Raw genomic sequence first — 17133 nt, 5'->3', positions numbered from 1 at the left:
ACGGGAGCGCAGCGATGCTAGGTGTTGTCTATACGAGCTTTATCGAGATGGTCGAGGAGAAGTTCTCTCCCGAAATTGCCGACCAGCTGCTGGCAAACCCCCAATTGCAGTACGGCGGCATCTATACCGCCGTGGGCTCCTATGAGCACCACGACATCATCCGTATGGCGATCCACCTCAGCGAAATAAGCGGCATACCCGCCGACGATCTGGTGCCGGCCTTCGGCGAATATCTGTTTCACCAGCTGGTGCAGCGTTACCCCCAGATGATCGAGGATTGTCACAGCATGCTCGATCTTCTTCAGGGGATAGAGACCAGCATTCACACCCAGGTCCGGGCGCTCTACCCCAGCGCCAGCCTGCCCAGCTTTGAGTGCATCCGCGAAGCGGATAACCACCTTGTCATGCAATACGAATCAAAACGGCCTTTCGTCAATCTCGCACTGGGCCTGATCCAGGGTGCCGCCAACCATTACGGTCAGCAATATGAGATCGAAGTGGTTCGCGCCCGCGACAACGAAGATAACAAAGCCAGCTTTTACATCACGACCCAACCATGACCGATGAAGCACTCTGGCAACGCCGCCTGGAGAGAGAAAGAGCCGCCCGCAAAGAGGCGGAAAGCCTGCTGGAAGACAAGGCGGCAGAACTCTTTGCCGCCAATCAACAGCTTGAGCAGGAACGCTCACAACTGAGCGAAATGATCGAAACCGTTGAGTCTTCGATCAACCAGCTGCTGCGTAAAACCTCTGCGGAACCCCGCAACACGAATATCAGCACCGCTGAACTGCCCTCTCTGCTGGCCGGTCTGATCAATGATAATGCCCGCGTCCAGAAGCTGTTGGCGCGGCAGAAATTTGCCCTCGACCAGCACGCCATCGTCAGCATCAGCGATACAGACGGCATCGTCACCTACGTCAATGACCGCTTCTGCAAGCTCTCCGGCTACGCTCGTGAGGAGATTCTCGGCGGCACCTACGACCTGGTGCACTCCGCTTACCATCCGCCCGAGTTCTTCGAGCAGATGGACGCTCAATTGCTGCGCGGCGAAGTCTGGAGTGGCGAGATAAACTCCCGCGCCAAGGACGGCAGTAATTTCTGGGTTGCAGCCACCATCGTGCCGATTTTCGATGAAAATAACGCCCCGGTTGAGTTTATCGCGATCCAGACGGACCTGACCGGCGCCAAGGCCCTGGAGCAGGCGTTCAAAGAGGAGAAAAACTTCCTCAAGAACCTTACCGACAGCATGGATGAGGGCGTGTACGTCATTGATGACCAGGGTATCTGCCTGTTTATCAACGAGGCTGCTGCGCGTCTTCTGGGGCGCCAGCGGGAGGAGTGCCTCAATAGCGTCCTGCATCCAGGGGTAATGGCCGGCTTCGACCAGTTGCCGGAAGACCCGGTGCTAAGCACCCTGGGCGCAAGCCGCGAGCAGAAAGAACAGGTCTTCGAGTTTATCCGCCCTGATGGCTCGTCCTTTCCGGTCAGCCTGGTAGCCAGCCCGCTGGTGCAGGATGAGGCTCATCTGCGTGCGGTCTGTGTGATCCGCGATATCAGCACAGCCCAGCAGCTGGAAGAGGCGCGCGAGAAAGCCCTGCATGCCGCCCAGACCACTGCGGCGGCCAAGTCCAACTTCCTCTCCAACATGAGCCATGAGATCCGCACACCACTCAATGCCCTGCTCGGCTTCAGCGATACGCTGCTGCAATCACCACTGGAGCCCAAGCAGAAGGACTACGCCAGCAAAATCCGCGTCTCTGCCCATAGCCTGCTGGAAGTGATCGACGATGTACTCGACTTCTCCGACCTGGACTCCGGCACGCTGAAGCTGCGCAACAGCTGCTTCGATCTAGACGAGGTCCTGCAGGCAGTCTATGACGGCGAATCGATGCAGGCCCACGACAAGGGTCTGAGCCTGATGATCGAAAACCTGGCGCCAGACACCCACCGGCTGATCGGCGACCCCATGCGGCTGCGGCAGATCCTGGTCAAGCTGACCAACAACGCCATCAAATTCAGCCCCAAGGGTAGAATCAGAGTACAGGTCAGCAGCCGGCAGAGCACAGCGGACAAGCTGGAGCTCAGCATCTCGGTTTCCGATCAAGGCGTGGGAATCAGCGCCGAGAAACTGGCGCTGCTCGGTACTCCCTTTTCCCAGGGCGACAGTTCCACCACCCGTCGCTTCAGCGGCACCGGGCTTGGCCTCTCGATCTGCTACCGCCTCGCTCACACCATGGGCGGGGTGATCGATGTCAGCAGTACAGAGGGCGAAGGCAGCTGTTTTACACTCAGACTGGAGCTACCCTTCCAGCCGACTCCTCCAACAACGCTCCAGCAGCGTACCGTTCACCTGATCGATCCACAGGGACGCCTGGCGCCACTGTGCAATCTTCTCGGCTACCAACCGCTGGAGGAGCAAGACAGCGGTGAAACACAGCCGACAGCCACACTGATCGACCTGTATTGCGTCGGCAACGAGAGAGAGATCGGCCATTATTCCAGCGACGCCCCGCTGATTCTCCTCGCCGCACCTGAACAGCTGGAACGCTTCAATGCGGAGCGCAGCTCCAACAAGGCGGTGGGATGCAACCTGCTCACGGCCCGCGCCCTGGCAAACGCGCTGGAAACCGCTTTTTCAAGACCGGCTGCCCCCCATGTCCTGCTGGTGGAAGATAACAGCATCAACGCGCTGATCGCCCGGCGCATGCTTGAACGCCTGGGCCTGAAGGTGAGCCACTGTAAAAATGGCGAGGATGCGATCAGGCTAAGCAGCGAACGGCGCTTTAACCTGATTCTGATGGATATCGAAATGCCGGGGCTCAACGGTTATGAAACCAGCCGTAAAATCCGCGAGCAGGACAACCGAACGCCGATCATCGCCCTCACCGCCCACGACGAAGCCGAGTGTCTTGCAAACGTGCACGAAGCCGGCATGAACGACCTGCTGGGCAAGCCGCTGGATATCACCCCCCTGCAGGAATGCCTGGTACGCTGGCAGGTCAGTGCCGAAGACAACGCTGAGGTACCCACCTTCGACACCAAGTCAGCGCTGCGCCGCTTCGGCGGCGATGAGCAGCTGCTGAAACATCTCTGCGATCAGTTCATCGAACAGCACAGCGAGGATGCCCAACGCATCACCGCGGCCATAGCCGAGGAAGAGCCTGCCCGGGCCGCGCTGATCGCACATTCGCTGAAGGGGATCGCCGGCAACCTTGCCCTGGCCGATCTGAAGCAGCAAAGCGCGGAGCTGGAAGACTCACTGCGGCGCAACAAACGACCGTCAGAGGACCTGCTGCTAAGCTTCCAGCAGGCGCTGGGCCAGGCCATAGAGGCGATGAGGGGCTACTCTGAACCATCCGCCATTGAAGAGGAGCGGGAAGCTAACCCCAGGCTTTCGATCGATGACAAAGAGATGGCGAGCACGCTGGATGAGCTGATCCAGCTACTTGAAGTGGGCGATATCGACAGCATTGAAAAGGCCCGCCACCTGGCGGAGATAACCCCGCCGGGGCCGTTGGCCGCACCGGTAGCCCGCCTGCTGAAACAGGCGGACAATTTCGATTTTGAGGCCGCGTACGGCAGCGCCACGCGGCTGAGGGAAAATCTGAACTAGACCGGGTTTCGGCTCTTTTTCAGACCCGAATCAGCCGTTGGATCAGGCCCGGAATCAGAACAGAGCCTAGCCCGCCCTGCGCAGCAGCCAGAAACCTGCTCCGAAGCAGAGCAGTATCGGAGCAGCCACCGCCAGCAGCGGTTCAAAGCCAAACACACTGCTGGCCGGGCCGAGCATATCCTGGGCGAACTTGAAGCAGACACCGCAGATCACCCCCGCGATCACCCGTTGACCAGCCGTTACATTGCGAAGCGGGCCGAAGATAAACGAGACGCCGATCAGCACCAGCGCTGCGATGGAAAACGGCTGCAGCAGCTTGCCCCACATCGCCAGTCGATAGGCATCGGAGTTAACGCCCTGCTCCTCCAGGTAGCCGGAGTAGCTGGACAGCCCCGTGATCGACAGGTCTGCCGGCTCTACGATAATCACCGACAGCAGGTCCGGCGTCAGCCCGGTGCTCCAGTGCTCCTGCGGTTCCTGCCCCGCCTCGGTACGATCGTCCACAAAGCGGGTGTCACGAACGTCGCGCAGAATCCAGCCATCGTCGGTAGCCTCACCGATACGGGCATAGCTTGAGCGCAGCAACTGCTGCTGGTCATTAAACTCGTAGCGGGTAATGCCGTGGATAGCGCCGCCGGGCTCTATCGCCGCTATGTGGATAAATTCATTGCCTTCGCGATGCCAGGCGCCCTCTTCAGCGTCCAGCACACCATCGGTGGCCTTGGCGATGGCGCGGCTGTTTACCGCCAGTTGTTCACTGGCCGGCGCGATATATTGCCCCAGCACCAGCTCGAACAGCATCAGCAGCAGCACCGGTTTGAAAACCGCCAGCACGATACGGGCGGTGGAAAAACCCGCAGCTCGCATGACCGTCAGCTCTGATTGGCTGGCCAGGGAACCAAGCCCGATCAGACAGCCGACCAGAGCGCTCAGCGGCAACATCTCGTAGATACGCTTCGGGGTCGTCAGCACCAGGTAATGCAGCAGGCCGACGAAATTGTACTGTTCGGTCAGATCCCCCAGCCCATCGATCAGTGCCGACAGCAGATCCAGACCAACGACGATCAGCAGCACCACGGCGATGGCAGACAGCACATGGCGGGCGATATAACGGTCCAGTTGCCCAAATATCATGCTTCGCCCTCCGTTTGCGACTTGCGACTGCGAATCCTTGGCAGCGACGGCAGGCGTCCGAACAGCGCCTCCCAGAAGCGGCCGGCAAAGATCAGGTTCGCCGCCAGCGCCAGGAAGCCCAGGTGGATCGCCCAGAGCGCCCAGACACCGATCTTCTCATCCTCGATGGCTGAGCGGGTGGCGGTCAGCAGCGTAACGTACAGCAGGTAGATGATGATCGACGGTATCAGCTTGGCGAAACGGCCCTGGCGCGGATTGGTGCGCGACAGCGGCACCGCGATCAGCGTCACGATAAAAGCCAGCACCGGCAGCGACAGGCGCCAGTGCAGCTGTGCGCGCTCTTTCGGCGTAGAACCATTGAGCAGCGCTGCGGTGGGTACCGCTTCGATTTCGTCGATTTCAGCGGCCTGGGCTTCCGGCAGACGGATACCGTATTCGCCGTAGCGGGTGATGCCGTAGTCAGCCTTGCCCGGCAGGCCATCGATGCGGTAGCCGTTTTCCAGCACCAGGAAGCGCCCCTGATCATCGATGGTCCTCTGGCTGGCACTTTGCGCCACCAGCAGCATCGGGTGACCGTCTTCGTTACGCTGGGCGATAAACACCTGCTGCAGCGCCGAGCTCTCCTGATCGAGACTCTGGGCATAGGTGACCTGACGGCCATCACTCTGCGACTGGAAACGTCCGGGCGTCAGCAGCTCCAGCTCGCTGCGTGCATCCTGCTGGGCAAAGATAGTCTTTGCCTGCCCGACCCCCCAGGGCGCTACCAGAAGCGATATGCCGGCGACGATTACCGAGACCAGCACCGCCGGCCCCAGGGCATAGAGCACCAGGCGTTTATGACTGACGCCGCAGGCACGCAGCACCACCATCTCGCTTTCCAGGTAGAGGCGGCCAAAGCCAAGCAAAATGCCGAGAAACAGCCCCAGCGGCAGCAGCAGTTCAAGAAAGCCGGGAATACGGTAAGCCAGCACCAACAGGACAAAGTCGGCGTCCAGTTTGCCGGTGGCCGCTTCGGTCAGATACTTGATCAGCCGGGCGCTGGTGATAATCAGCAGCAGTACCGCGGTGACTGCGGTGGTGGAGATTAAAACCTCGCGGGAGAGATACCGAAAAATGATCAAAACTCAATCCCTGTCGCGATTACTGAAGGATGGTGTTCGGGTTAACGGCTCAAGTTAAACCAGTGCCGAGTCTGGCACTGCTTCCCGTAACCGCTGTATAGTGCGGCGAGTACGAAGGAAGCGATAGACTTAATTCGTAGCGTCGTTATAGGCGGGGCATTATCCCGCAATCAGTCTGCAATGTCTTGTATGGAGTCGTCATGGATTTCGAGATCGTCAATGGCCCGGTGGAAACTCTGGAAACCGATTGTATCGTCGTCGGCGTTGAAGCGGAGGGCAAGCTCTCCCCGTCCGCAGCCGCCCTGGACAAAGCTACTTCTGGCTATCTCAAGGAATTGATCGACAACGGCGATATCACCGGCAAGGCCGGCGAGCTGGTCACCCTGTTCAAACTGCCGGGTCTGAAAGCGCGCCGCGTCATGGTCGTGGGCCTTGGCAAGGCAGACGAGCGCAAAGACCGACACTACCGCAAGCTGGTTACCGCCATCGCAGGCGGTCTGAAAAAAGCGGGCATAGCCAGCGCTACCATCGCCCTGGACGGTCTCGCCTCTGACCAGGAAGACACCTACCGCCAGACCCGTCAGTTGGTGGAATGGATCACCGCCGAGCTGTATCAGTACGATGCTACCAAGAGCAAGAAAGCAGATCCGATCAAGCTGGAGATGATCTCCCTGCTGCTGTCTGAAGATGACACCGAACTGGGCGAAGGCGCTCTGCTCGACGGCGTATCCATCGCCAATGGCGTTAACAGCGCCCGCGACCTGGCCAACCTGCCGGGCAATATCTGCACACCGAGCTACCTGGCGGAGCGCGCCATCGCCCTGGCCGAAACCTACGAAAGCATCGAGGTTGAAGTGCTCGATGAAGCACAGATGGAAGAGCTGGGTATGGGCTCCCTGCTGTCGGTCGGTCGTGGCAGCGCCGAACCCTCCAAGCTGATCGTTATGCGCTACACCGGCGCCGACGACGCCGAGGAAAAACCCCATGCCCTGGTCGGCAAGGGCATCACCTTTGATACCGGCGGTATCAGCCTGAAACCGGGCGCGGCCATGGACGAGATGAAGTACGACATGGGCGGTGCCGCCAGCGTACTCGGTGCCATGGAAGCCGTGGCCGAGATGCACCTGTCGATCAACGTGGTCGGCGTGATCGCGGCCGCCGAAAACATGCCGGGCAGCAAGGCCACCAAGCCGGGTGATATCGTCACCACCATGTCCGGCCAGACTGTTGAGATTCTGAACACCGATGCGGAAGGCCGCCTGGTACTCTGCGATGCCCTGACCTACGTGGGCCGTTACGAGCCACAGAGCGTGATCGATATCGCTACCCTGACCGGCGCCTGCATCATCGCCCTGGGTCATCAGGCCACCGGCCTTTTGAGTAACGATGACGATCTGGCCGAGTCCCTGCTCGATGCTGGCGACTACGCCGCCGATCGCGCCTGGCAGCTGCCGCTGTGGGACGAGTTCCAGGAGCAGCTGGATTCCAACTTTGCCGATATCGCCAACATCGGCGGTCGCCCGGCCGGTACTATCACCGCGGCCTGCTTCCTGTCCCGCTTTACCACCGAGTACCGCTGGGCGCACCTGGATATCGCCGGTGTGGCCTGGAACAGCGGCAAGGCGAAAGGCGCTACCGGTCGCTGCGTACCGCTGCTGAGCCAGTACCTGCTGGATCTGTCAGAGCAGAAAGACCTGGCTGAAGACTGAGACTGAAAACGATCCGATGAGTCGCGCCGACTACTACATCCTCGCAGAAGCCGACCGGGACAGCCGTGAGCAGTTCCTGTGCCGGCTCTGCGAGAAGGTGCTTGCCCTGGGCAAGCGGATCTACATTCATGTCTCGGACGAGACCGAGGTGGAGCGTCTCGACGCCCACCTCTGGTCGTTCCGCGCCGATGCCTTTATACCCCATGTAATTCTTGGCAAAACCCCGTCCGCACCGATAGAGATCGGCTGCGGCGAGCAGCGCCCGGATCATCAGCAGGTATTTATCAACCTGGCCCTGCAGCTGCCCGAGGATGCCTTCGCCTTTGAGCGCATTGTCGAGATCGTGGTGCAGGATGAGGAGGTGTTGGGCGCAACCCGTCTCAACTACCAGCGTTGCCGCGATCAGGGCATCGAGCTGCACCGCAACGATATGCGTCAACGCCAGTAAAGCTGCGAACAAGCCCCACCCATGCGCCAACTTAACCCTCGTGCTCTTGAGTATCTCAATGCCCTGTCGCGCTCAGGCAGTCTGCGTAAGGCGGCCGCGCGTCTTGGCGTCGATCCCGCCTCCGTCAGTCGGCTGATCAGCCAGCTAGAACAGGCGGTGGAGATGCCGGTCTGGGAGCGCAGTAACAGTCAATCACCGCTGACCGAAGCCGGCAACGAGCTGCTCGTTTACTACCGGCAGATGCGCGCCAACGAGGCGGCGGCGCTGTCACGGATCCACGACCTGAAGGAGCTTCAGCGCGGTCAGATAAGCATCGCCCTGGGCGAGGGCTTTATCACCGATCTGATCTCCTCCTCGCTGCAGAGTTTTATCGCCGCCTACCCCGGCATACGGCTGAGCATCCAGATGGCCGGCGCACTGAACGCCGTGCAGCTTTTGGAAGACAACCAGATCGACTTCGCCGTTACCTATGCCTCGGCGCCGAACCCCAAGCTGCATAATCATGTAGAGACCCTGCATCCGCTGGATCTGATCGTGCCGGCCCAGCATCCGCTAAGTAGCCGCGACACTCCCCTCGCGCTGAACGAGATCGTCGACTACCCACTGGCACTGATCGACAGCACCACCGGTATGGGAAGGCTGGTCAACCTGGCCCAGGAGAGCAATCACCTGCGCCTGGAACCACACCTGAAGACCAACTCGGTATCGGTGCTGAAGAGCTTTGTCTCCGCCGGCATCGGTATCACCTTTATGCCCGCACTCACCGTCAGTTCGGAGATCGAGGCAGGCATTATCAAGGCGCTGCCGATGCAGGATGGAGTACTCGCCAATGCGCGGGCCCGCGTGCTCAGTATCGCTGGCCGCGATCTGACATTACCGGCCCAGGCACTGCTGGATCACCTGAAAAGCCATACTCAGTTTCTGAATAGCGACGTTTCGCCCCATCTTCGTTGACTTAAAAGCAACACAAACCCCATTGAAAGGTCAACAACGCAACGGATACTGTGACCGTCAGGTTACTGACAACAATACTAGGGAGAGATCATGACCTCACAGCGTTTCATCAAGAAGCCCCTGAGCCTGCTGAAAGGCCTGGTTCTCGGTGCTGGCCTGGCCACTGCCTGCAGCCTGCAGGCGCAGACCATCAACCTGAGCTACAACGGCGCGCCCGACGCGGAAAAGAACGCCGTTCACCTGTTCGCCTCCAACCTGAAGAAGCTGGTTGAAGAGAAAACCGGCGGCGAGCTGGAGCTGAAACTCTACCCCAACAGCATGCTGGGTGAAGAGCAGGAGCGCATGGAACAGGTCATGAACACCCCCAGCCTGAACATCGCCTCTTTCGGCGGTGTCTCTCCGCAGTTCCCGGAGATCTTTGTCAGCGCTATCCCGTTCATGTTTGATGGTTTCGACAGTGCCCGTGATTTCTTTGACAACGGTGAATACTGGAAAGCCTCCCAGGAAGAGTTCTACAACCGTACCGGCGCCCGCATCCTGGCGGTCGTTGAAGAGGGTGGTTTCCTGGCGTTCACCAACAACGAACGTCCGATCCACTCACCGGCCGACTTCGACGGCCTGCGCTTCCGCGCCATGGACAAGAGCCAGGTAGCCCTGTTCGAATCCTTCGGCGCTTCCGGCACCCCGATCCCCTGGACCGAGGTTTACATGGCGCTGCGCACCGGTGTGGCCGATGGCCAGATGAACCCGCCGATGTACATCATCCTCGGCAGCCTGTTTGAGGTGCAGAAGTACCTGACCCTGGCTGATATCCAGTACTCCGACCAGTTCCTGATCGGTAACGGCGAGCTGATCGACAGCCTGTCCGAAGAAGATCGCAAAGCCCTGCAGGAAGCCGTGGTTGAAGCCAACGAGATCAACCGTGAAGCGGTGGAATCTCAGGTCGAGTCACACGTGAAGTACCTGGAAGAACAGGGTATGGAAGTGTACAAGCCGACCGAAGCAGAGCTGGCTGAATTCCAGAAGATCGGTCAGCCCTCCTACATCGAATGGCTGAAAGAGCAGAACATCGACCAGAAATGGATCGACAGCGCTCTGAAGGATGCCGGTCTGGCGCAATAACCAGAACGCGTGGGTACTTCGGTCTGAATGCCGGGGTACCCACCTCGAGACCTTAGCTTATGATCGAAACACTACGCACGCGTCTGTCCCAGGGGCTGTTGCTGCTGGCCTGCTCTCTGCTGGTCATCAACCTGGCGATACTGCTCTACGGCGTCTTTGCGCGTTACCTGCTTAATGCCTCGCCGATCTGGATGGATGAGCTTGCCCGCTACCTGGTGATAGCCAGCGTCATGCTCTGCGCCGGCACCGTCTATCTGCGCGATGAGCACATGCGGGTCAATATCATCAACCGCTTCGCCACCGGCCGCTGGGGCCAGTTGCTGGCGCTCTATCACTGGCTGGTTGTCCTGTTGCTGACCGGTTTTATCGCCTGGGTCAGCGCCCGCTACGCGATCTCCATCCAACGTTTCATGACACCGGGACTTGGCATCAGCAAGAGTATTCCTCTGCTGAGTCTACCCATCGGTTTTGGCGCACTCTGCCTGCTGACGCTGCTCCGCGGCCCCGTGACCCATACCGCGCACTCAACTGAGAACTGATCCATGATGCTAGCTTCGATGCTGGCGGCTTTTGTCGCCAACGTTCTACTGGGGCTGCCCCTGTTTGTCTGTCTGCTGCTGGCTGCGGTGGTCGGTTTCTTTTTCGTCGATCTGTCGCTGCTGCCACGCATGCTGCCGCAACAGCTGTTCGCCGGCATCGACGTGTTTTCGCTGATGGCGATTCCGCTGTTTATCCTGGCCGGTAACCTGATGAACAGCGCGGGCCTCACCCCGCGCCTGATCGACCTGGCCAAGGCCCTGGTGGGCCACCTGCGCGGTGGCCTCGGCTACGTCAACGTGGTTTCCAGCGTGTTCTTTGCCGGCGTTAACGGCTCGGCGGTAGCGGATACCTCCGCGCTGGGCTCGCTGCTGGTTCCGGCAATGAAGAAAGAGGGCTACTCCACCGCCTACGCGGCGGGCCTCACCGCCGGTAGCTCGCTGATCGGGCCAATTATTCCGCCCAGCATTTTCATGATTCTGTACGCCTCGCTGACCAACACCTCGGTGGGTGATCTGTTCCTCGCCGGCGTAATTCCGGGCCTGATCCTCGGCGTTGCCTTCATGATCATGAACTGGGCCTATGCCCGCAAGGCGCAGCTGGCGGTGACCGGTACCCGTCCTACGATCAGGGGTGTGACCGTCGCACTGTTCCAGGCCGCTCCTGCACTGATGGCGCCGTTTATTATCGTCGCCGGTATCGTGTTCGGTTTTGTGACCCCCACCGAATCCGGTGCGCTGATCGTGGCCTACGCCATTATCGCCGGTCTTTTCAGCCGTCATCTGGACTGGCAGGGGATTAAATCCGCGGTTTGCGAAACCACCCGGCTTTCCTGCGCTATATTCCTGATAATCGCTGCATCGGCGGTGGTGAGCTGGCTGCTGGCGTTCGCCCAGGTGCCGAGCGAGTTCTCGGTGCTGCTGGCGCCCTTCTCCGACAGCCCGATCATCACCCTGCTGCTGCTCAGCCTGATCACCTTTGTCACCGGCATGCTGATGGAAGAGGTTTCCGCGCTGATGCTACTGACACCGGTATTCCTGCCGGTAGCGATGCAGGCGGGTGTGGATCCGGTGCATCTGGGGATTATCGTCACCATGAACATCACCATCGCGCTGATCACGCCGCCCATGGGCGCCTGCGTATTCGTCGCCGCGGCGGTGAGCAAACTGGATCTGAGCGTCATGTTCCGCGCGATCTGGCCCTTTGTACTGGTGGCCCTGAGCACTCTGATCCTGATGATTTTACTGCCTCAAATTACTCTGTTCCTGCCAGAGCTGCTGGGATAACCATGACAGACAACGCTACAACACCGCTTCAAGCAGACAATGCTGCACCGATAGACCAGGTGATTCCGTCCATTCCGATGCCGGACTGGGAGAGCCTGCGCGCCATGCCTCTGGTAGAAAACCAGGAACCGCTGCTGCCGCTTAGCCTGAGCCCGGTGATCACCACCTACCCGGCTTACTACAAGATGGGCGTGCCCAACGCCATGGATGAGTGCTTCGTGCGCCGCAGCGTCTTCGATCGTCTGATCGAGGCGAACCGGCTGCTGCCTGAGGGGCTGCGGCTGGTGGTGCTGGACGGCTGGCGGCCGTTTATCGTCCAGCAGTACCTGTTCGATACCCTGAACAACCTGATCCAGCACGCCAAACCCGAGCTCAGCGCCGAGGAGCAATACGCCTTTGCCCGCACCCTGGTATCTCCGCCCAGTGCCGATCCCGTAGCGCCGAGTCCGCACCTGACCGGTGGTTCCGTGGATGTCACCCTCAGCGATACCGATGGTCATCTGCTGGATATGGGCACCCTGTTCGACGAGGCCAGTCCGCTCTCCTGGAGCGCAGCGCTTGAGGAACAGGGCGACAGCTGCAGCAACGAGGAAGCCCGCACCAACCGCCGTATCCTTTACAACGTGATGACCGCGGTAGGCTTCACCAACCTGCCCAGCGAGTGGTGGCACTACGACTTCGGCAACCAGCTCTGGGCGCTGAACAAAGGCGAGCCAAAGGCCGTTTACAGCGCCACCCGTCCACCGGGTGTTGAGCGTCTCTGGCAGCGCCAGCTGGGACTAAAACCCGGCGTTTGACCGCCATCACCGCACGGCTCTTTTCCTGCCCTGACGCCTGCTCTCAGCGCTCTATACTGAGAGTGAAGCAAGGGACAGGAAAAGACCCCGGTGAAACGAGCACTGATACTTCTGACGATACTGCTGCCGCTTGCGGCAGCGATCTGGTATTTCTCCCGCCCTCAACCCATTGCCGTCACACTGATCCAGGTCGAACGCGGCCCGGTCGAGGTGATTGCCGCCAACAGCCGTGCCGGCAGTATTCGCGCCTGTCAGCGTTCCCGTCTTGCCGTTCCTCTTGGCGGTCGTGTGGAACAGCTGCTGGTGGACGAAGGCGACCGCGTCAAAACCGGGCAACTGCTGCTACAGCTCCACGATGACGAGCAGCAGGCACTGGTCGCTCAATCCAGGGCCGATCTTGAAGCGGCACAACTGGAACAGCAGCGATCCTGCCTCAACGCCGATCTCACCCAGCGCGAGCTGAAACGCTCCCAATCCCTTGCCGCCCGCAAACTGGTTTCCGCCGAACAGCTGGACCGGTTAAGCACCGAAGCGCGCACCAGCGCCCTCGACTGTGAACGAGCTCAGGTGGCCATCGCCCAGTCTCAAGCCCAGCTCGCCCTCTATACCGCTCAGCTGGAAAAGCGCCAGCTACGCGCCCCCTTTGCCGGAATTATTGCCGAGATCAACGGCGAGCCCGGCGAATACACCACACCCTCACCTCCCGGCGTAGCGACACCACCCGCCGTCGATCTGATCGATGACAGTTGCCTTTACGTGCGCGCCCCTATCGATGAGGTGGAAGCCGCTCACCTCGCACCCGGCCAGAGTGCTCGCATTACCCTGGATGCCTTTAGGGGCGAGAGCTTCAGCGGCACCCTGACCCGCATCGCGCCGTTTGTATCGGAGCTGGAGAAACAGGCCCGCACCGTGGATGTGGATGTTTACTTCACGCCAGTCCCTGCAACCACCCGATTACTGGTGGGCTACAGCGCCGATGTGGAGGTGATCATCGAGCAACATGCCGATCAGCTGCGCATCCCCACCGAGACACTGCTTGAAGGCAGCTATGTGCTGCGCTTTAACCCGGACAGCTCAACGCTTGAGAAGGTCGCCGTTACCACCGGCGCCGCAAATTGGACCTGGACCTCTATTACCTCCGGACTCGAAGCGGGCGATCAAATCCTTTCCCGGCTCGATATCGAGGGAGCGGTGGATGGCGCCGAGGTTGAGGGCAAGGTTGAAGGCAGCCTTGAAGGAAAGGTCAACGCGGAATGATCAGGCTCGAGCAGCTGTGCAAAACCTATCACCTGGGCGGCGAAAGCGTGCACGCCCTGGATCATATGGATCTTGCCATCGCTGCCGGCGATTATCTGTCGGTGATAGGGCCTTCCGGCTCCGGGAAATCCACGCTGCTGAATATGCTTGGATTGCTGGATACGCCCGATAGCGGCGAGTACTGGCTTGAGGAGCAGCAAGTTAGCCTACTTAACGAGGAGCAGCGTGCCGCCCTGCGTAACCAGCGCATAGGTTTCGTGTTCCAGGCCTATCACCTGATCGATCGGCTCAACGCCCGCGAAAATATCGAGCTGCCACTAGTACTGAATGGCACCCCACCGAAACTGCGTCGCCCGCTGATCGATGAGCTGCTGCAGCGTCTGGGACTGGAAAAACACGCCCTGCACCTGCCTCACCAGCTATCAGGTGGCCAGCGCCAGCGGGTGGCCATCGCCCGGGCCGTGATCCGTAAACCCGCGCTGCTGCTGGCGGACGAACCCACCGGAAACCTGGACAGCCACTCCAGCAACGAGGTGATCGAACTGCTGGAGGAGCTCAACGGCGAGGGAATCACCCTGCTGGTGGTCACCCACGATCCGAAGATCGGCGAGCGCGCCCACCGCAGGCTATGGATGCAGGATGGCAGGCTGACCGGGGAGAACCTCGACGCCGAAAGTCGCGAAGGTCGGACAGGTCGCAAAGATCGAAAAGGTAGCGACGATGCGCAGCGCTGACCTTCTGAGCTTCAACCTGCGCCTGCTCACACGCCAGTGGTTTCGTACCCTGATGATCCTGCTGGCCACCGCCGTGGGCGTCGCTGCCGTGCTGCTGCTGACCGGCCTTGGCGAGGGCGCCCGCCGCTTTGTTCTGGAGGAGTTCTCCCTGCTGGGTCAGGACACACTGATTATGCTGCCCGGACGCAAGGAGACCACCGGCGGCCTGCCGCCACTGACCGGGGAAGGCAGTCGCGATATCACCCTGGCCGATGTGGCGGCGCTGGAGCGCCTCAGCAGCATCTCGCTGGCGGCGCCTCTGATCGCCGGCAACGCCCAGGTCGTCTATGCCGGCCGCAACCGCGAGGTGATGACCCTGGGCACCAGCGCACGTTTTTTCGAGATCCGCGAACTGACCCTGAAACAGGGGCGCTCTCTACCGCTGATACCGCTGGAGCGCGCCGAGGCGGTCTGCCTGATCGGCCCGAAAGCCAAGGCTGACCTGTTTGGCAGCGCCCAGGCCTTGGGCCAGTGGCTACGGATCGGCGAGCGCCGTTTTAGGGTGATCGGCATTATCGAGGACCGCGGCCAATCCCTCGGCATGGATGTCAGCGATCAGCTGATTATCCCCGTGGCCTCGGCGCAGCAGATCTTCAATGTGCAGGGGATGTTCCGTGTGTTCCTGAAGGTTCGCCCCGGCAGCTCCATGCAGCAGGCCCGCAGCGAAATTATCGATCTGATGCAGAAACGTCACGGCGGCGAGCGCGATGTCACCCTGATCACCCAGGATGCGCTGCTCGGCGCCTTCGACGATATATTGAAGTTACTGACGTTAAGCGTCGGCGCCATCGCGGCGATCAGCCTGGTGGTGGCCGGCATCCTGATTATGAACATCACCCTGATCAGCGTCAGCCAGCGCACCGCCGAGATCGGCCTGCTGAAGGCGCTCGGCGCCAGTAGCAAGGATATCCGCCTGCTGTTTCTCAGCGAAGCGATGCTGCTGGCACTGCTCGGCGCTCTGATCGGCATCGGTAGCGGCTACGCCCTGCTCTGGCTCGGCCACAGCCTCTGGCCTCAGTTCCCCGTCTCAGTACCGCTCTGGGCGCTGCTCGGTGCGCTCTCGATTGCACTGGGCGTTGCCGCCCTGTTTGCCTGGCTGCCCGCCAGCCGCGCCGCCCGCCTGCCACCGGTGGAAGCGCTGCACGGGGAGGTCGGCCATGCTTAGCCGCGACTATCTTCGCCTCACGCTTAGCAACCTTCACTCGGGGCGCATGCGCTCGGCGCTGACCATCCTCGGCATCGCCATCGGTATCGCTGCCGTGATACTGCTGACCACCCTCGGCGAAGGACTGCGCCTCTACGTGCTGGAGAACTTCTCCCAGTTCGGCAGCCGCATCGTGGCCGTAAGCCCCGGCAAAAACCAGACCGGCGGAATCGGCGGACTGCTCTCCAGCACGCGCCCGCTAAGCATTGAAGATGCCAACAGCCTGCGCAACCTGCCCTACGCTATCCATGTGGTGCCGGTGGTCCAGGGCGCCGGCGCCATCGAGTACGGCAAACGGGTCAGACATACCGATATTCTCGGCACCGGATCGGAGGCGGCCGATGCCTGGCTGTTCCGCGTGGCGCTGGGCAGTTTTCTGCCACCCAGCGCCGGTTATTCACAGCCCTTTGCCGTGGTTGGCCACAAGGTGCGTAACGAGCTATTTGGCACCGAAAATCCCCTGGGCAGGTTTATCCGCGTCGGTGGTGAGCGCTATCGCGTGGTGGGCGTGATGGAAGAGAAGGGACAGATGCTCGGCTTCGACCTGGACGATATCGTCTATATTCCCATCGACCGCGCCCTGAGTCTGTTTAACCGCACCGGTCTGATGGAGGTGGATATCACCTACCAGCCCGGCACAAGCGCCGAGGCGATGGCCGAACGCATACGCAACCGGCTGATCGCCCGTCACGGCGCCGAGGATTTCACCATCATCACCCAGGACGAGATGCTCGCCAGCCTGGATCGGATTCTCGGCATTCTCAAGCTGGCGATCGGCGGTTTGGGCGGGATTGCACTGCTGGTGGGCGCCATCGGCATACTGACGATCATGGTCACCACGGTACGCGAGCGGCACGGCGAGATCGGGCTGCTGCGCGCCATCGGCGCCACACGCCGGCAGGTGCTGCTGCTGTTTCTGGCCGAGGCGACCCTGCTTTCACTGGCCGGTGGCCTGGTCGGCATGCTGCTGTCAGGATTGCTGCTGGCGGCTCTGGCGCTGGCGATTCCAGCGCTGCCGATTCAGATCAGCCCGCTGTTTTTACTCCTGGCGCTGGGGCTCTCCGCCCTGGTGGGTCTTTTGGCCGGCGTTATTCCGGCCAGCCAGGCGGCGCGACTCGATCCGGTTATCGCGCTGCAGAGCGAATAAGCTGGGCCTACGTTGCTTACGTTGCTTACGT

At 60.7% G+C, this 17133-nt stretch carries 15 protein-coding genes; 13 read left to right on the top strand and 2 right to left on the bottom strand.

What is annotated here, in order from left to right:
• Nucleotides 1–14 precede the first annotated feature (14 nt).
• Both C4S72_RS23435 and C4S72_RS23430 read left to right on the top strand, forming a co-directional pair.
• A complete protein-coding gene (locus C4S72_RS23435) occupies nucleotides 15–560 on the top strand; it encodes a heme NO-binding domain-containing protein (protein ID WP_104005629.1) in 546 nt (181 codons plus the stop codon).
• Nucleotides 557–3613 carry a PAS domain-containing hybrid sensor histidine kinase/response regulator gene (locus C4S72_RS23430; RefSeq protein WP_104005628.1) on the top strand — a complete coding sequence of 1019 codons (3057 nt, stop codon included), beginning with the start codon at nucleotides 557–559 and terminating at the stop codon, nucleotides 3611–3613. Before C4S72_RS23435 ends, C4S72_RS23430 begins: the two co-directional genes overlap by 4 nt.
• Nucleotides 3614–3679: 66 nt before the next feature.
• On the opposite strand, the gene lptG is transcribed toward C4S72_RS23430, so the two are convergent.
• Both lptG and lptF read right to left on the bottom strand, forming a co-directional pair.
• Nucleotides 3680–4747, bottom strand: a complete 1068-nt coding sequence (gene lptG / locus C4S72_RS23425; RefSeq protein ID WP_104005627.1) for an LPS export ABC transporter permease LptG — start codon at nucleotides 4745–4747, stop codon at nucleotides 3680–3682.
• A complete protein-coding gene (lptF, locus tag C4S72_RS23420) occupies nucleotides 4744–5868 on the bottom strand; it encodes an LPS export ABC transporter permease LptF (RefSeq protein ID WP_104005626.1) in 1125 nt (374 codons plus the stop codon). The genes lptG and lptF overlap by 4 nt, the downstream gene beginning before the upstream one ends.
• Before the next feature lie 200 nt (nucleotides 5869–6068).
• Here lptF and C4S72_RS23415 point away from each other — a divergent pair, with 200 nt between their 5' ends.
• The 11 genes from C4S72_RS23415 to C4S72_RS23365 all read left to right on the top strand — a co-directional run bounded on the left by C4S72_RS23415 (nucleotide 6069) and on the right by C4S72_RS23365 (nucleotide 17102).
• Nucleotides 6069–7577: a leucyl aminopeptidase gene (locus tag C4S72_RS23415; RefSeq protein ID WP_104005625.1), complete on the top strand. Its 1509-nt coding sequence runs from the start codon at nucleotides 6069–6071 to the stop codon at nucleotides 7575–7577.
• 16 nt (nucleotides 7578–7593) lie between these two features.
• Entirely contained in the window at nucleotides 7594–8025 is a 432-nt protein-coding gene (locus C4S72_RS23410) for a DNA polymerase III subunit chi (protein ID WP_104005624.1), read from the top strand.
• A 21-nt stretch (nucleotides 8026–8046) separates the two neighbouring features.
• The gene (locus C4S72_RS23405) at nucleotides 8047–8979 is read left to right on the top strand and encodes a LysR family transcriptional regulator (RefSeq protein ID WP_104005623.1); all 933 of its coding nucleotides are present in this window, start codon (nucleotides 8047–8049) and stop codon (nucleotides 8977–8979) included.
• A gap of 90 nt (nucleotides 8980–9069) precedes the next feature.
• Nucleotides 9070–10101 carry a TRAP transporter substrate-binding protein gene (locus tag C4S72_RS23400; protein ID WP_104005622.1) on the top strand — a complete coding sequence of 344 codons (1032 nt, stop codon included), beginning with the start codon at nucleotides 9070–9072 and terminating at the stop codon, nucleotides 10099–10101.
• A 59-nt stretch (nucleotides 10102–10160) separates the two neighbouring features.
• On the top strand, nucleotides 10161–10640 hold the full coding sequence (locus C4S72_RS23395) for a TRAP transporter small permease (protein ID WP_104005621.1): 480 nt from the start codon (nucleotides 10161–10163) through the stop codon (nucleotides 10638–10640).
• 6 nt (nucleotides 10641–10646) lie between these two features.
• Nucleotides 10647–11924, top strand: a complete 1278-nt coding sequence (locus C4S72_RS23390) for a TRAP transporter large permease (RefSeq protein ID WP_104005690.1) — start codon at nucleotides 10647–10649, stop codon at nucleotides 11922–11924.
• Between the two features lie 2 nt (nucleotides 11925–11926).
• Nucleotides 11927–12721 (top strand): M15 family metallopeptidase, encoded by a 795-nt coding sequence (locus tag C4S72_RS23385; RefSeq protein ID WP_104005620.1) that lies wholly within the window; start codon nucleotides 11927–11929, stop codon nucleotides 12719–12721.
• A gap of 90 nt (nucleotides 12722–12811) precedes the next feature.
• The gene (locus tag C4S72_RS23380) at nucleotides 12812–13978 is read left to right on the top strand and encodes an efflux RND transporter periplasmic adaptor subunit (RefSeq protein ID WP_104005619.1); all 1167 of its coding nucleotides are present in this window, start codon (nucleotides 12812–12814) and stop codon (nucleotides 13976–13978) included.
• A complete protein-coding gene (locus tag C4S72_RS23375) occupies nucleotides 13975–14712 on the top strand; it encodes an ABC transporter ATP-binding protein (RefSeq protein ID WP_104005618.1) in 738 nt (245 codons plus the stop codon). Before C4S72_RS23380 ends, C4S72_RS23375 begins: the two co-directional genes overlap by 4 nt.
• Nucleotides 14699–15916: an ABC transporter permease gene (locus C4S72_RS23370; RefSeq protein WP_104005617.1), complete on the top strand. Its 1218-nt coding sequence runs from the start codon at nucleotides 14699–14701 to the stop codon at nucleotides 15914–15916. The genes C4S72_RS23375 and C4S72_RS23370 overlap by 14 nt, the downstream gene beginning before the upstream one ends.
• Nucleotides 15909–17102 carry an ABC transporter permease gene (locus tag C4S72_RS23365; RefSeq protein WP_104005616.1) on the top strand — a complete coding sequence of 398 codons (1194 nt, stop codon included), beginning with the start codon at nucleotides 15909–15911 and terminating at the stop codon, nucleotides 17100–17102. The genes C4S72_RS23370 and C4S72_RS23365 overlap by 8 nt, the downstream gene beginning before the upstream one ends.
• Nucleotides 17103–17133: the final 31 nt, after the last annotated feature.

This window comes from Marinobacterium lutimaris (assembly GCF_900108065.1).
GTDB lineage: Bacteria > Pseudomonadota > Gammaproteobacteria > Pseudomonadales > Balneatricaceae > Marinobacterium_D > Marinobacterium_D lutimaris.
This window is presented reverse-complemented; position numbering and strand designations above follow the sequence as displayed.

Excerpts from the sequence above, each read along its gene's own strand:
- C4S72_RS23415 (WP_104005625.1), top strand. The coding sequence starts at position 6,069 with ATGGATTTCGAGATCGTCAATGGCCCGGTGGAAACTCTGGAAACCGAT.
- C4S72_RS23375 (WP_104005618.1), top strand. The coding sequence starts at position 13,975 with ATGATCAGGCTCGAGCAGCTGTGCAAAACCTATCACCTGGGCGGCGAA.
- C4S72_RS23390 (WP_104005690.1), top strand. The coding sequence starts at position 10,647 with ATGCTAGCTTCGATGCTGGCGGCTTTTGTCGCCAACGTTCTACTGGGG.
- C4S72_RS23365 (WP_104005616.1), top strand. The coding sequence starts at position 15,909 with ATGCTTAGCCGCGACTATCTTCGCCTCACGCTTAGCAACCTTCACTCG.
- C4S72_RS23400 (WP_104005622.1), top strand. The coding sequence starts at position 9,070 with ATGACCTCACAGCGTTTCATCAAGAAGCCCCTGAGCCTGCTGAAAGGC.
- C4S72_RS23385 (WP_104005620.1), top strand. The coding sequence starts at position 11,927 with ATGACAGACAACGCTACAACACCGCTTCAAGCAGACAATGCTGCACCG.
- C4S72_RS23370 (WP_104005617.1), top strand. The coding sequence starts at position 14,699 with ATGCGCAGCGCTGACCTTCTGAGCTTCAACCTGCGCCTGCTCACACGC.
- lptG (WP_104005627.1), bottom strand. The coding sequence starts at position 4,747 with ATGATATTTGGGCAACTGGACCGTTATATCGCCCGCCATGTGCTGTCT.
- C4S72_RS23435 (WP_104005629.1), top strand. The coding sequence starts at position 15 with ATGCTAGGTGTTGTCTATACGAGCTTTATCGAGATGGTCGAGGAGAAG.
- C4S72_RS23395 (WP_104005621.1), top strand. The coding sequence starts at position 10,161 with ATGATCGAAACACTACGCACGCGTCTGTCCCAGGGGCTGTTGCTGCTG.
- C4S72_RS23430 (WP_104005628.1), top strand. The coding sequence starts at position 557 with ATGACCGATGAAGCACTCTGGCAACGCCGCCTGGAGAGAGAAAGAGCC.
- C4S72_RS23405 (WP_104005623.1), top strand. The coding sequence starts at position 8,047 with ATGCGCCAACTTAACCCTCGTGCTCTTGAGTATCTCAATGCCCTGTCG.
- C4S72_RS23410 (WP_104005624.1), top strand. The coding sequence starts at position 7,594 with ATGAGTCGCGCCGACTACTACATCCTCGCAGAAGCCGACCGGGACAGC.